A 13,948-nucleotide genomic window follows, 5' to 3' on the forward strand; every position below is an offset into this window, starting at 1 on the left:
CCGTTTAAACTAAAAACATGAAGTCTATTTTTTCTTTATTGATCTTTTTAATTTTTTCTAATTATTATACTGCCCACAAACCAAAATTTAAAATGGAACGATTTGGGAATGTGAAAACTTTTTTCAGATCAGGATTCAATTTCGGAGATAAAACAATAGAGTCCCAAGAAATGAAAATCCATGTTATTGGAAAACTTTCTGAAATTCTTGCGAAGAGACTGAATCTTAAGGATACTTTAATGATTGAATATGAAAGAAGTTATAATGATAAGAAGTTGATTATTTTAGAAAGTGATAATTCCAATTATAAAGTTCTTGGACTAAATGAAGGAGTAATCATGAAAAGCAATAACAGGGGTTTAGCTGTGAGAATTATTGATAAAAATATTGATGTAATTGATGTTTTAAAATTAGTGGAATATACTATTCTTAACAGAAAAAAGATTAATAAGTTTTTAACTACTGTAGATTATAATTATAGCTATAGAGATGAATATAAAGTCGCCATTCTTGCTAATTCTGATGATTTCATCCAAAAAATTCTTAAGAAAAATTCAGATTTGATTAGTGAAATAGCTCAATCAAAAATATTATTATTGGATAATGGAGGATTACGAACCGAAATTTTATGGAAGAACAATGAATTTGTATTTGCAAAAAGCATAAAATATTTAAAAGAAGATAATGTTTATAAAAACGAATATGTAAGTTATAAAGTTTCAGATTTTAAGTATTATCTTGATTCATTTGATTCTAGCTGCATTCTAATTTTTAATGATACAAATACATTTACTTATTTTGATGGAAGAGAAGAAAATACATCTTCACAAAAATTGGATGAAAATTTCAGTGATTTTTATCCCTTTAGATTAAATAAAGATAAAATATCAAACAAAATATTATTAATTCCGTTTAATAACGATGGCTTTTATGTTTATAAAATCAACAAAAAACTACTCCAAAAAATAGAGTAGTTTAGTATAGTTTATTGTGTAGATCTTTTAAGAAAGTCTTTCAATCAAAGCCATGTAAAATCCGTCGTAGCCTTCGCTAGGCATTACTTTTTCGTCTTTGATCATTTTATAGTTAGGATTGTTTTTGATAAACTCTTCTACTTGCTTATTATTTTCAGAAGGTAAAATAGAGCATGTTGCATACACCATTTTTCCACCCACTTTCAGCATTTTAGAGTAATCCTGCATGATTTGCTGTTGCTCTGTCTTAATTCTGTCGATAAAAGCTTGGTCGATTTTCCATTTACTATCAGGGTTTCTTTTTAGAACTCCTAAACCAGAACATGGTGCATCGATCAAAAGTCTGTCTACTTTATCGTGAAGACGTTTGATTACTTTTGTGTCAGAAATCACTCTTGTTTCGATATTGTGAGCTCCAGCTCTTTTTGCACGACGTTTTAGCTCAGCTAATTTCCATTCAAAAATATCTAATGCGATAATCTGACCTTTGTTTTTCATTAAAGCAGCTATGTGAAGTGTTTTTCCACCGGCACCTGCACAAGCGTCAACCACTCTTTGTCCTTCTTTTACATCAAGAAAATAGCCTATTTTTTGTGAAGAGGCATCTTGTACTTCAAACAAACCTTCTTTGAAAGCGGTGGTAAGAAATACGTTTTTCTTTTCCTCAAGCTGTACCGCATCAGGATAATTTTTGATAGGATAAGCAACTACATTTTCGTGTGCAAGGTCAGAAATAAGCTCTCTTGGAGTTGTTCTCAAAGAGTTTGCTCTTAAAACAGTTGGTGCTTTTTCATTCAAGGCATGCATTTCTTTTTCCCACTTTTCTCCTAATTCTCTTTCCAGAGTTTCAACAAGCCATTCCGGAATAGAATGCTCAATCGCTTTGGTAGGAACGGTACCTTTTCTCAGTTTTGTCGTAATGTCGGCGATTTTGATGCCTTCAAATTCTTCAAATCTTTTGTAATTGGTTTTGCTCCAAAGAAGATATGCGATGATTAGTTTATAGATGTTGGTAGGTTTTACTCCTTCACCCATATAATATTCAAGACGTTTTTTCCAACGGATGATATTATAGAAGATCTCAGAAACAACGGCTCTATCTTGGCTTCCCCATTGTCTGTGGGATTTCAAAAGCCTTTCTATTACTTTATCGGCGTATTTGTTTTTTTCGAAAAATGTTTCCTGTAAAGCATCGTGAATTCCGATTGCCAGGTTTCTGTGAATTAATTCCATAAATTGCTATAAGCTGTTTGAATCTGCAAAAATACGAATTTAAGTTGAGAGTTAATGATTTGTAGTTATGAGTTATAAATTATGAGTTTAAAGAAAATTAAATTTAGACCAATTGATCTTTACTTTTGCCTAACTTCTAACTTCTAACTTCTAACTTCTAACTCAAAATACTACCTTTGCAAAAATTAATAAAAATGAGCGATGTAGTTATTTGTCCGAAATGTAGTTCTGAATTTACTTATGAACAAGATAATTTAATGGTTTGTTCACAATGCTTCCACGAATGGGATCCTAAAGAAGCCGGAAATGAAGATCAAATTTTAGACATCAATGGAAATGAACTTCAAAATGGAGATTCTGTCATTGTAATGAAAGATCTTCCGGTAAAAGGAGCTCCGAAGCCTGTAAAAGCAGGAACTAAAGTAAAAAATATCCGTCTAAGACCAAACAGTGATCATAATATTGATTGTAAAATTGATGGTTTTGGTGCAATGGCTTTGAAATCTGAATTTGTAAAGAAGGCTTAATATAAGCAATGTTGATTTTTGGTAATTAGAATTGTTTTTAAAACTAATTGCCAAAAATCAATAAAAAAAAGGAAAGAATTGGACAGAGTACTCTTTCAAAGACCGGATTGCAGAATGCTAATTTAGGTCTGGAAGGCAGAAAGAGAATTAACCAAAAATTTCCCTATGTTGTTGTATTACAAAGATATCGAAATAAGTAGGATGAAAATTGTTAATTCGTTGAAAATTATCAACATACTAACATTAAGGTGCTTAATGTTTTCTTAACATTAGTCCTCAAAAGTAATCTGAACTGAATTTTCAAGCTGATGAGTACTAAACATCACCATTTCTCTGTTTCTAAATTTGATTTTATTCCAATAATGGTTTCCGGCAAATCTGCTTTCTAAAACTTCAGCTTCAAAACCATTTTCTGAGATTTTGATTTGATGCGGATAATAAAAAAATCTGGAAATCGATAAGTCTGAAATTTCATTCTCACTGAAAATATTTACTTCTCCAAAAAGTTTTGCTACATAAGGATTATAAGGATTTTTATAGGTTTCTTCAGCACTATTATTTTGAATCAGTCTTCCGTTTTGTAAAACGATAATTTGGTCTGTCCATGCAATAATATCCTGCAATTCGTGAGTAGAAATGACCAAAGAAATGTTGTTTTCTTTTACATATCTGAACAGTTTTTCACGAAGTTCAATTTTTCTTGCAAAATCAAGATTGCTGAACGGTTCATCGAGTAAAAGCAACTTTGGAAGTACCGAAAGCGCTCTTGCAATGGCAACTCTTTGTTGTTGTCCGCCGCTTAAATTTTTGGGCAAAACATCTGCAAATTCAACCAAACCAACAACGTCTAAAAGTTCTAAGACCTTTTCTTTTTTCTTGACTAAATTGATGTTAGAGATAAATTTCCCAACATTATCTGCAACGGTTGCATAAGGCATCAAATCAAAATTTTGTGCTACAAATTTCATTTCAGCTTCTCCGGGAACGAGATTTCCTTTCGGACCCATGAGTTTTCTGCCTTCAAATAAAATTTCACCCTGGTTCCAGTCGTGTAATCCGTAGATAAGACTTAGTAACGTAGATTTTCCGCAACCGCTTTCACCTGCCAAGGCGATAATTTTACCTTCATCCAATTTTAGATTGAAGTTTTGAAAAAGCGTTTTTTCCTGAGAATGAGAAAAGTACAAGTTGTTTATCTCTAATAGCATACTGCAAAAATAAGGGTTTTTCAAGAAGACTGGCATATTTTTAGTAATTTTGCCATGCATAAATTATATCAAAATGAAAAGAATATTATTTTCTCTCGCTATTCCCGCTTTGTTCACTATTGTTTCTTGTTCTAAAGAAAAACCGGTAACAAGTGATACCAATGAGGTCACAACAACGAAAGACGGAAGCCGATTTGTTTTGGATACTTTAAACAGTAATGTAGAATGGAAAGGATATAAGGTTTTTAAATCTGAAAATACAAGCCATTTTGGAACCATTAAATTCGAAAGTGGTGATGTTACAGTAAAAGACGGAGAGCTGGAAAGCGGAAAGTTTGTTGCAAATATGGAGTCTCTAAGCTCTGAAGATTTAAAAAATGATGCAGAACAGTTAGGAAAGCTGAATACTCATCTGAAAAGTGCTGACTTTTTTGAGGTTGAAAAATTTCCAACATCTTCTTTCGAAATTACAAAAGTGAGCTCGTCTTCAGAAGGCGATTACAATACCATTTTAGATGGTAATTTAACGATAAAAGGAATTACAAAACCTGTGCAGTTTAAAGCAAATGTTGCAGTAAATGGAGCAGAGGTAAGTATTGCAACTGAACCTAAAGACGTTATGCGGGAAGATTTTGGAGTGAAATTTCAATCTCCTGCTGCAAACGGAGTCATTAAAAATGAAGTGACACTTCAGATTAGAGTGAAAGCTTTAGAAAAAAAATAATTTAAATAAAGCAATGATGAGTAAGGCCGTTTTAATAATCAGTATAGCTTGCATGATTTTTTTACTAAGTCTTCAGATTCTTTATTTTATCTCCTATAGCAACCAAATTATCCAGATTTTTGGAGAACTATTTACAATTCCATCTTTAGTCTTTGTAGTTTTTGCATTTTTTTTTTAGTCTTGTTAAAGTCTTGAAAAAAAATAAAGAATATAATCTTGTTTTGGGAATTAATATTTTTACAATTTTAATAAGTATAGCTGCAACAGCGTTTTTAGATTAAATCAAATCAGCTTTAAATAGCAATTATATAATCTGTTTCTCATGAGACAGATTATTTTATGATAAATTGAAAAGGTTTTTTAAACTGAAAATCGTATTTTTGCAAATACATTTTTTTGAAAGGGTAAAACAATGATTGAAAAGATAGAAGAATTGCTTGTTGAGGTTAATGGCTTCAATACGACAAGTAAAGAGGAAATAGAAAACTTCCGAATTAAGTATAATGGAAAAAAAGGAGTTCTGAATGATTTTTTTGAAAAATTTAAAGAAGTTCCAAATGACCAGAAGAAAGAATTCGGACAAAAAATCAATACTCTGAAGCAAGCGGTTAATGTAAAGCTAGAAGATTTAAAAAATGCTTCTGCTTCTTCTATTATTTTAGAAAAAGAAGATCTTACAAAACCTGCTTTTCCTTTAGATTTAGGATCTAGACATCCAATTAATTTAGTGAAAAACAGAATTATTGAGATTTTTAAATCCATTGGTTTTGCCGTTGCAGACGGACCGGAAATTGAAGATGACTGGCACAATTTTACTGCGCTGAATCTTCCGGAATATCATCCTGCCAGAGATATGCAAGATACTTTCTTCATCGAGCAGAATCCGGATATTTTATTAAGAACACATACTTCTTCGGTACAGATTCGTTATATGGAGGAAAATGAGCCGCCTATCAGAATTTTGTCTCCAGGAAGAGTTTTCAGAAATGAGGCTATTTCTTCACGTTCGCATTGTATTTTCCATCAGATTGAAGGTTTGTATATTGATGAAAATGTAAGTTTCGCAGATTTAAAGCAGACGATTCAGTTTTTTACTACTGAGCTTTTTGGAAAGTCTAAAATCAGAATGAGACCTTCATTTTTCCCATTCACAGAGCCAAGTGCTGAGATTGATGTATATTGGGGATTAAATTCTGAAACCGATTATAGAATTACCAAAGGAACAGGCTGGCTAGAAATTATGGGTTGCGGAATGGTAGATCCTGCTGTTTTGAAAAATGTAAATATTGATTCTGAGAAGTATTCAGGATACGCTTTTGGAATGGGTATTGAGAGAATTACAATGCTTCTTTACCAAATGAGCGACATCAGAATGTTCTTTGAAAATGATATAAGAACTTTAGAACAGTTTAAAACATTGTAATTAATTTAACATAAATAATTTTTAATCCTGTGAATTTTCACGGGATTTTTTATTAACTTTATAAATCACTTAAAGACGAATCTTTTTTAAGAAAAAAATACATTTTTTTATAGAATTCAGAGAATAAAGTATAAGTGTTGTGATAGGATTTTTTCCGATTTACAAAATATATCATTCTAAACAAATGATAATATACCAGAATGTTTTTGCAGTCTGTAACTAAGAGTTCAAATCTGATACTGATCGCAAAAAGCTTTAAATACATGTATATGAAGTCAACAGATAACCAACCTAAATCGTTAAATTTTAGATTCAGAAAAATCGTTCATTACTCTCTTATCTTTTGTATTTTATTGATACAGCTTATCATTGCAGGCTTTTTTTATAACGAATTTATCAATAGAAAGAATTTAGCATTCATTGAAAATCAATTAAAAGAAGTAAATTCTCTTGAAAACTTAACAGATAACTCCAGAAAAGAGCTTTTAAACGCTCAAAATTCTCTTCAGCAATATCTTGTAAATGCTGACAAAAAGTATTTGGATTCTTATTTCGCATCTTTAGATAAATTAGGCGCAAATTTAGACAACATTAATAGCTATGAGGCTAAATTTCCTAAATTAAAAAATATATTATCATTTCAAAAAAAAGACTCTTTAGGCAGTAAAAACCTGAAGCTTTTGGTTGATTCTACTTATCAATATTCTACCCAATCAAATTTCAAAGCTCCCACTCCTTTACCTTCGCTGAAAAAGTATGAGAGCAATTATAATTTGGATAAATATGATTTTCACGTAGAAACAAAAACAATTGCTGATACGGTTAAGAAAAAAGGTCTTTTCGGACGTTTGGGAGATGCAATATCCGGGAAAGAGAACGTACGTAAAGAGAGTACAATTATTACCGTGAAACAAGGAAAGATTCCGGAAGCAACTGCTATAAAAGCTGATGTAGACAGTGTAATGAATCTTGTTCAAAATTATTATACCGGAGAAATAAAGAAAATGCAGGTACAGGTAATCGGAAAACAAAATAACAACAGTAAATTTTATACCATATTTAATAAACTTCTTATTTACAGTAATGGGGTGATGAATATTTACGATTTTGCGATCAAAGATTCTAAGGCTGATCTTGAAAAAGAATATGCTCTGCGAAATTCTGAAAACAATAAGATTAGAACAAATCTGATTTTGGGAGCAATGGTTTTGATGTTTATTGTGTCTATATTAATAATGTATCTTACAAGAATCGCATTTATATATGAAAATCAACTCAATGCTGCCAACAAGCAGATTAATGAGAACCTTAATTTTAAAAACAGAATTTTGGGAATGTTGAGTCATGAACTGCGTTCACCCTTGAAGATTATTGGAATTTTCATCAGAAAGATCAATAAAAAAACGAATGATGATAGCATTAAAGAATACTTAAAGTCGATCAGTTTTACCAATAATACCTTATTGATGCAGGCCAATCAGATTTTAGAATATACCAAAAATCAACATGTAGAAAACCAGTTAATACCGGTGATTTTTAATCTTAAAAATGAAATAACTTCTATCTTAAATTCGATAGAACCTTATATTGAAACAAGAAATAATAAGTTTCTTGTTGAAGAAAATATAGACCCGAAAATTGAGGTGTATTCTGATAATACAAAGATCAATCAGGTTTTCATGAATATACTTGCCAATGCAAACAAATTTACTGAGAACGGAGAAATCAAGGTAATTACCAAAGCAGAATCTATCGATGAAAATACTGTTGCTTTAACAACCATAATAAGTGATACGGGAGTGGGAATTTCAAAATCTGATCTCGAGAAAATATTTGAACCTTATTACCAAGGTGTTTTATCTGAAGATGTAGAAAACCTGGGTGCAGGTTTAGGATTGAGTTTATGTAAAGAAATTGTAGAGTTGTATTCTGGAAATATCTCGGTAGATAGCGAACAAAATATAGGAACAACAGTAAGTTTCACTATTAATTTGAATGTCAATAAATGAATAATTTAAAAACTAAAACCATTAATTTTTTACTTGCAGATGATCATAGCCTCATAAGGCAGGGCGTAGAATTTCTTATCGAAGAAATTGGTTTTGAAGGCGAGATTTTTCATGCATCAACGCTTCAGAAAGTTTTAGAAGCTGTAGGAATGCGACAAATAGAAATTGTAGTAATAGACGCTATTTTTCCAGATGGAAACAGTCTGAATATAATTTCTGATATCAGAAGTCTTAAGCCAGATATTAAAATTCTGGTGTTTTCTGGAGTAGACGAAAGTACACAGTCTATTAAATATATTAATGCCGGAGCCAACGGCTTCCTAAGTAAACTGAGTGAAGAAAGTGAAATAAAAGAAGCGATTCTCAAAATTCATCAAACCGGAAAGTATATCTCCTCTATTACTCAGGATATTTTAATTGATTCTTTGCAAAATCGAAGCAGCATCAATCCTTTACAAAAACTTACTGAAAGAGAGCTGGAGATTGCCGAGCTGTACGCAAAAGGTTACGGGAATCTCGAAATTGCCAATAATCTTAATGTAAAGCAGAATACAATCAGTACCATTAAGAAACGGATTTTTGATAAACTACATATCGAAAATGTAGTTGATTTAGCAGACTTAATCAAAAACTACCATTAGTTTTATTCTTATTTATTTTCCTAATCTATTTTTGTAGATAAATATCTACAACAGCATCGAAATACATCTACAACAAATATTAGCAAGATACCTCTGTATCTTGCTATTTTTACAGTATGAAAGATGAACGAAAAAAGAATTTATCAAAAAGTTTTTTTAAGGTCATTAATCTAAAAGTCAGTTCAGAATTTTGAAAATATTCAAATAATAATAAATTAAAATATTGAAGCTGATTTAAAAACACACATGATGAAAAAAAATTAAGTGTCTGATTGCGGAGCTGAAAAAAGCTCTGCAACTGGATACTAAAAAGTAAAACCAAATCAGTATAACATATAAACACAAATTGATTAACCTAAGTGTCATCATTGCAGAGCTGAAAAGCTCTGTAAACGATGCCTTACAATCAATAAATATATTTATTAAATACAAATGATGAAAACTGTGAGCATAATCACAGATTTAAAAATAGTTTTTTTAATATGTATTTTAGGGATAACGTTTTTCATGGTAATAATCCCTAGAAATGATTTCAAAGCATGTTAATTTAGGTTGGTAAGCCTTCGGATTTTTCCGGAGGCTTTTTTTGCACAGCTAAATGAAGCGCTTTGTATTTTTATGATCATCAATAATTTCTTTTTAAAAATCTTCTAATCCAGTTGTGGGTCTATTGGAAATAATTGCAATAGCTGTTCATAAACAGCGCAATGTTTTTGTAGATAAATATCTATGCAGGCATAGAAATACATCTACAACAAGTATGCGGAAAACATTTCTAAATCTTCCTACTTTTACAGTACAAATGATAAACGAAAAAAGCTCAGTATTTTGAAAATATTTAAAGAAAGATAGATTTAAAATTTGAGGTTAATTTCAAAAATACAAATGATGAAAATATATGTGTCTTATTGCAGAGCTGAAAAGCTCTGCGAAAAGATGCTAAAAATAAACACAAATTTATTATAACACATAAACACAAATGATATAGCCCTAAGTACTAATAACAGAGTTGGAAAACTGTGTTATTGGTACCGGGAAAATTTTTCATAATAATACCTGGGAAAATAGTTCCACAAGTATGTTAATTTAGGTTGGTAAGCCTCGAGAGAAATTTCTGAGGCTTTTTTATTGGTCTAAAAAGTAGGAGCTATGAGTACATTTTGTTATTATCTTCTGAAAATTTATAAACTATTGATACACAAATGCACAAATATTTTCTTTAATACTATTTGTGCATTCGTGTAAAAAGATAGGTCAACTTAAAACTATGAGCTTATATTTAATAGCGTTTTATTTAGTAAACTTTAGAGGGAATTTCACATTCTTGTAATCATCAATACTTGCTTTTAAAGAACCAACTGCCAATTCAGCTTTCAGTAATAAAGGAATGTGATTGTAGTCGTTGCTTACCCACATTGTAACACCTTCTTTTTCTTTAAAGACTCTGCCGCTTTTCACAGAAGGAATGATCTTTAAAGCACTAATCGTTCCGAATTTTGTTTTTAAATTTTCTGTTCCCGTTACTTTAAGCTGAAAAGGAAACATTTCATCATCGATCCATACATTCATGTTAATAACGGTTCCTACTTTTAGTTCTGCAGGTGTTTTACTTCTTAGATAATAAAAACAAGAGAGCATATCTTGCACGTCTTTTGCCGATTTAATTAATTTAGAACCATTTGCCGGATTTTTTTTATCGGTTAAGATCAATGTTTGATTATCGTGATTAAAAACGGTCTGAAAATGCTGTGTATAGCTGCCTTCTTTTACATTTCTTACATAAAAGCTAGGCAATTCTGTCCCGATATTAATGTAGCTTTCATATAAATCTTCAACTTTAAAAAAAGCTTTCACGGCGCCCGTCGTTTGCCCTGTTCCTTTTACGTATAAATGTGGAACTCCTTTATAATTAACTTTCTTGGTTGTAAGGTTCGCTGTTCCGGCATTTAGAAATCCGTAATGTATTCTTAGACTAATCGACTCTCCATCTGCTACATTAGCCAATTGAGAGTAGCCCAGAAAAAAAGCGAATAAAGTAATGATAGTAAGTATCTTCTTCATAATTTACAGTTTACAAAAACGCTGCCAATTTTTTAATTATCAGCTTCTTGCGTCTTTTTGATAAATCTCAGTTTTTTATTTGAGTATAATTAAATATGCTTCGCATTAAAATTAGTAAATTTGCTGCTATTAAATATTAAATTATCATCATATTATGATCACTACAGATATATTGATTATTGGAGCAGGACCAACGGGGCTTTTTGCTGTGTTTGAAGCAGGTCTTTTAAAAATGAAATGTCACATCATCGACGCACTTCCTCAACCGGGAGGCCAGTTGGCAGAATTGTATCCTAAAAAACCGATTTTCGATATTCCGGGGTATCCGTCTGTAAATGCAGGTGAATTGGTAGATAATTTAATGGAGCAAATCAAACAGTTTCAACCAGGATTCACTTTAGGAGAAACTGCAGTTTCTTATACAAAAGTTGATGACGAATGGTTTGAAGTTGTAACTAATAAAGGTACCGTTCACAGATGTAAAGCTATTGCTATTGCAGGAGGTTTGGGAACTTTTGAGCCTAGAAAACCTACTTTTGAAAACTTGGCAGACTATGAAGAAAAAGGTTTGGAATATTTCGTAAAAGAACCAGAACATTTCAGAAATAAAAAAGTAGTTATTGCCGGAGGTGGAGATTCTGCCTTAGACTGGAGCGTTTTCTTGTCTAATGTGGCAAGTGAAGTGACTTTGATTCACAGAAGAAACGAATTCCGTGGGGCTTTAGATTCTGTAGAAAAAGTACAAGATCTAAAAAATCAAGGAAAAATTAAATTAATTACTCCTGCGGAAGTAACGGGAGTAAAAGGTGACGGAAAAGTTGAAGCAATTACCGTAGCGATTGACGGACAAGATCCTTACGATATTGAAACAGATTATTTTATTCCATTATTCGGATTGACTCCAAAATTGGGTGAGATTGGAAACTGGGGTTTAAATATTGAAAAAAATGCTATCGTTGTAAACAACGCATTAGATTATCAAACCAATATAGACGGGATTTATGCAATTGGTGATATCAATACCTATCCTGGAAAATTAAAGTTGATTCTTTGTGGTTTCCACGAGGCGACTTTGATGTGTCAGAGTGTTTATAACAGATTAAATCCTGGTAAAAAATTCGTTTTAAAATATACAACCGTAAGTGGAGTAGATGGTTTCGACGGAAGCCGTAAAGAAGCTGAAAAAGCTGTTGTAAAGAAAATAGATTAATCTCGTTGTTAGTTGTTGGTTATTAGTTGTTAGTAAAACAAAAGCCATCAACCATCAACCATTAACCATTAACGAAAGATGAGCGATATAAATATTAAAATTACCGATAGAGAAGGTGTTACGCATGATATTGCTGCTCCTACAGATATGTCGATGAACCTGATGGAAATCATCCGTGCTTATGAATTAGCAGAAGAAGGCACCATCGGAGTTTGTGGCGGGATGGCAATGTGCGCTTCGTGTCAGGTTTATGTACTGGAAGATCCGGGACTTGAGCCGATGGGCGATGAGGAAGACGCAATGTTGGCAGAAGCTTATCATGTAGAAAGCAATAGCCGATTGGGTTGCCAATTACATATGGTGCCTTCAATGGAAGGTCTGGCTGTGGCAATTGCGCCTTATCCTTAATATTTTAAGAATATTAAAATATATAAAAATACCCTTCGAACCAGATTCGAGGGGTATTTTTTTTGTAGAAATATGTTATTCGAAGGTTCAAAGAGGTTGTATAAAGCTTCGAACAAGTTAATGATATATGTGACGGTATATATTAAGGACTCGGATAGGTCTTTTAAATATCCCAACCTCCTAAAGACTCATCCCGATAGGTTGTGCAACGTATCAATTGGGATAATTGACCCAAACACTGCAATGAATGACCTCAAGGAAGCAGTAAAGAACCTATCGGTTTGGATTGTATGACGTATCGAAACATCTAAATAACGGGTTGCAAATTATATTTAACCTATCTGAATAAATTTAGGACGTATCGGATGAGGTTCCTAAACTTAAATTTGAGTCTCAATACGTATCTTTAAACTTCCTCTTTTGAAATCCATTTCCCAACCGCCGGAGCCTGATAATTTTTCATTTTTTCTAAAAGCTCATCAATAGAATCACTCACCAAAAGCATTTCCTGATTGATTTGTTTTAAAAATCCTTTATCAACCATTGTCTGAACGAGTTTAATTAGATCATCATAAAATCCGTTGATATTCAGAATAGCAATTGGTTTTTTATGAAGCCCAAGTTGTGCCCAGGTAATCATTTCGAAAAATTCTTCCAACGTACCATAGCCACCTGGAAGAACAATCACACCATCGGAAAGTTCATTCATTTTGGTTTTTCTTTCGTGCATGGTTTCTACCAAAATAAGCTCCGTAAGATTGTTGTGTGCAATTTCTTTTGATTGCAGAAAGTGGGGCAGAACTCCAATTGCTTTTCCGCCTTTCTCCAAAACTCCGTCTGCTACAGCTCCCATCAATCCTACATTGGCGCCTCCATAAATAAGTTGGATATTTTCTTTTGCTAAAGTTTGTCCTAATAAAGTTGCCTGTTCTTTATATATTTCGTCCGAACCAAAACTTGATCCGCAAAATACAGTAATACTTTTCATTGTTATATTATTAATTATTTTGTCCATTTTATTTTTACGGCAGACATGATCTCTAATTCAAGTCTTACATCAGATAAAATCTCAAATTCATTTTTTAAATAAAATTCTAATGGAGATTTATAAAAATTACCGTTAAGCTTTTTATCATTGCTATTGTCGATAACCCAACCGTTCAGTTCATTTTTATGTCGTTTCAGTTCGTTTAAAACTTTTGTACCCCAACCTTTACCATGAAGGTTTTCTGAAAGAATAATCGCAAACCACGTTTCATTATCTCTTTCAAATATAATTGCCCAACCCTGAATTTTCTCATCATCATTCAATAAAAGAAAATGATTGACCTCATTGAGCTTTTCAAGATAGTTTTCAAATTCATCGATATTTTTATAAGCTAGTTTTTCAGGATATTCATTATTCCACAATTGCAGAATCTGTTCTTTTTGTTCTTGGCTGAGTTGATAAGTGTTTGTGATTTTCATTTGTGTATTTTAAATTTTATTATGTAGGAAAATTATTGATAAATAAACTGAAAACTATTAATC

General features: G+C 31.9%; 13 protein-coding genes. 8 read left to right on the forward strand and 5 right to left on the reverse strand.

All coding sequences use genetic code 11. The annotated features are described in order from the left end of the window. The first annotated feature begins 17 nt into the window (after window positions 1-17). Window positions 18-974 carry a hypothetical protein gene (locus AB671_RS03760; RefSeq protein WP_066678052.1) on the forward strand — a complete coding sequence of 319 codons (957 nt, stop codon included), beginning with the start codon at window positions 18-20 and terminating at the stop codon, window positions 972-974. Between the two features lie 27 nt (window positions 975-1,001). Here the strand turns inward: AB671_RS03760 and AB671_RS03765 are convergent, their stop codons facing one another. Beyond that, on the reverse strand, window positions 1,002-2,207 hold the full coding sequence (locus AB671_RS03765) for an RsmB/NOP family class I SAM-dependent RNA methyltransferase (protein ID WP_066678056.1): 1,206 nt from the start codon (window positions 2,205-2,207) through the stop codon (window positions 1,002-1,004). A gap of 194 nt (window positions 2,208-2,401) precedes the next feature. Between AB671_RS03765 and AB671_RS03770 the strand changes: the two genes are divergently transcribed. Next, entirely contained in the window at window positions 2,402-2,734 is a 333-nt protein-coding gene (locus AB671_RS03770; RefSeq protein WP_066678057.1) for a zinc ribbon domain-containing protein YjdM, read from the forward strand. Between the two features lie 269 nt (window positions 2,735-3,003). Here the strand turns inward: AB671_RS03770 and AB671_RS03775 are convergent, their stop codons facing one another. Continuing rightward, window positions 3,004-3,942 carry a sulfate/molybdate ABC transporter ATP-binding protein gene (locus AB671_RS03775; protein WP_066678058.1) on the reverse strand — a complete coding sequence of 313 codons (939 nt, stop codon included), beginning with the start codon at window positions 3,940-3,942 and terminating at the stop codon, window positions 3,004-3,006. Window positions 3,943-4,015: 73 nt separating this feature from the next. On the opposite strand from AB671_RS03775, the gene AB671_RS03780 reads away from it, so the two are divergent. From AB671_RS03780 to AB671_RS03795, 4 genes are all read left to right on the forward strand, one after another. Then, window positions 4,016-4,666: a YceI family protein gene (locus AB671_RS03780; protein WP_066678060.1), complete on the forward strand. Its 651-nt coding sequence runs from the start codon at window positions 4,016-4,018 to the stop codon at window positions 4,664-4,666. Between the two features lie 412 nt (window positions 4,667-5,078). Continuing rightward, on the forward strand, window positions 5,079-6,089 hold the full coding sequence (pheS, locus tag AB671_RS03785; RefSeq protein ID WP_066678062.1) for a phenylalanine--tRNA ligase subunit alpha: 1,011 nt from the start codon (window positions 5,079-5,081) through the stop codon (window positions 6,087-6,089). Between the two features lie 269 nt (window positions 6,090-6,358). Then, window positions 6,359-8,098 carry an ATP-binding protein gene (locus AB671_RS03790; protein ID WP_066678078.1) on the forward strand — a complete coding sequence of 580 codons (1,740 nt, stop codon included), beginning with the start codon at window positions 6,359-6,361 and terminating at the stop codon, window positions 8,096-8,098. Then, the gene (locus AB671_RS03795; RefSeq protein WP_066678064.1) at window positions 8,095-8,739 is read left to right on the forward strand and encodes a response regulator transcription factor; all 645 of its coding nucleotides are present in this window, start codon (window positions 8,095-8,097) and stop codon (window positions 8,737-8,739) included. The genes AB671_RS03790 and AB671_RS03795 overlap by 4 nt, the downstream gene beginning before the upstream one ends. 1,290 nt (window positions 8,740-10,029) lie before the next feature. Here AB671_RS03795 and AB671_RS03800 read toward each other — a convergent pair. After that, the gene (locus AB671_RS03800; RefSeq protein ID WP_066678065.1) at window positions 10,030-10,800 is read right to left on the reverse strand and encodes a DUF3108 domain-containing protein; all 771 of its coding nucleotides are present in this window, start codon (window positions 10,798-10,800) and stop codon (window positions 10,030-10,032) included. 154 nt (window positions 10,801-10,954) lie between these two features. Between AB671_RS03800 and AB671_RS03805 the strand changes: the two genes are divergently transcribed. Both AB671_RS03805 and AB671_RS03810 read left to right on the forward strand, forming a co-directional pair. Further along, complete coding sequence (locus AB671_RS03805; protein WP_066678066.1) at window positions 10,955-12,010, forward strand: NAD(P)/FAD-dependent oxidoreductase; 1,056 nt, start codon at window positions 10,955-10,957, stop codon at window positions 12,008-12,010. Between the two features lie 78 nt (window positions 12,011-12,088). Next, window positions 12,089-12,418, forward strand: a complete 330-nt coding sequence (locus AB671_RS03810) for a 2Fe-2S iron-sulfur cluster-binding protein (protein WP_066678068.1) — start codon at window positions 12,089-12,091, stop codon at window positions 12,416-12,418. 406 nt (window positions 12,419-12,824) lie between these two features. Here AB671_RS03810 and AB671_RS03820 read toward each other — a convergent pair whose 3' ends face one another. Continuing rightward, window positions 12,825-13,406: a TIGR00730 family Rossman fold protein gene (locus AB671_RS03820; protein WP_185114086.1), complete on the reverse strand. Its 582-nt coding sequence runs from the start codon at window positions 13,404-13,406 to the stop codon at window positions 12,825-12,827. A gap of 14 nt (window positions 13,407-13,420) precedes the next feature. Further along, window positions 13,421-13,885: a GNAT family N-acetyltransferase gene (locus AB671_RS03825; RefSeq protein ID WP_066678071.1), complete on the reverse strand. Its 465-nt coding sequence runs from the start codon at window positions 13,883-13,885 to the stop codon at window positions 13,421-13,423. Window positions 13,886-13,948: the final 63 nt, after the last annotated feature.

It is taken from the genome of Chryseobacterium sp. BGARF1 (assembly GCF_001677955.1).
In the GTDB taxonomy this organism is placed as follows: domain Bacteria; phylum Bacteroidota; class Bacteroidia; order Flavobacteriales; family Weeksellaceae; genus Chryseobacterium.

Bases quoted from the DNA above. Each gene is read 5' to 3' on its own strand.
- AB671_RS03790 (WP_066678078.1), top strand. From the start codon at position 6,359: ATGAAGTCAACAGATAACCAACCTAAATCGTTAAATTTTAGATTCAGA.
- AB671_RS03805 (WP_066678066.1), top strand. From the start codon at position 10,955: ATGATCACTACAGATATATTGATTATTGGAGCAGGACCAACGGGGCTT.
- AB671_RS03775 (WP_066678058.1), bottom strand. From the start codon at position 3,942: ATGCTATTAGAGATAAACAACTTGTACTTTTCTCATTCTCAGGAAAAA.
- AB671_RS03780 (WP_066678060.1), top strand. From the start codon at position 4,016: ATGAAAAGAATATTATTTTCTCTCGCTATTCCCGCTTTGTTCACTATT.
- AB671_RS03825 (WP_066678071.1), bottom strand. From the start codon at position 13,885: ATGAAAATCACAAACACTTATCAACTCAGCCAAGAACAAAAAGAACAG.
- AB671_RS03810 (WP_066678068.1), top strand. From the start codon at position 12,089: ATGAGCGATATAAATATTAAAATTACCGATAGAGAAGGTGTTACGCAT.
- AB671_RS03765 (WP_066678056.1), bottom strand. From the start codon at position 2,207: ATGGAATTAATTCACAGAAACCTGGCAATCGGAATTCACGATGCTTTA.
- AB671_RS03800 (WP_066678065.1), bottom strand. From the start codon at position 10,800: ATGAAGAAGATACTTACTATCATTACTTTATTCGCTTTTTTTCTGGGC.
- AB671_RS03760 (WP_066678052.1), top strand. From the start codon at position 18: ATGAAGTCTATTTTTTCTTTATTGATCTTTTTAATTTTTTCTAATTAT.
- AB671_RS03795 (WP_066678064.1), top strand. From the start codon at position 8,095: ATGAATAATTTAAAAACTAAAACCATTAATTTTTTACTTGCAGATGAT.
- AB671_RS03770 (WP_066678057.1), top strand. From the start codon at position 2,402: ATGAGCGATGTAGTTATTTGTCCGAAATGTAGTTCTGAATTTACTTAT.
- AB671_RS03820 (WP_185114086.1), bottom strand. From the start codon at position 13,406: ATGAAAAGTATTACTGTATTTTGCGGATCAAGTTTTGGTTCGGACGAA.
- pheS (WP_066678062.1), top strand. From the start codon at position 5,079: ATGATTGAAAAGATAGAAGAATTGCTTGTTGAGGTTAATGGCTTCAAT.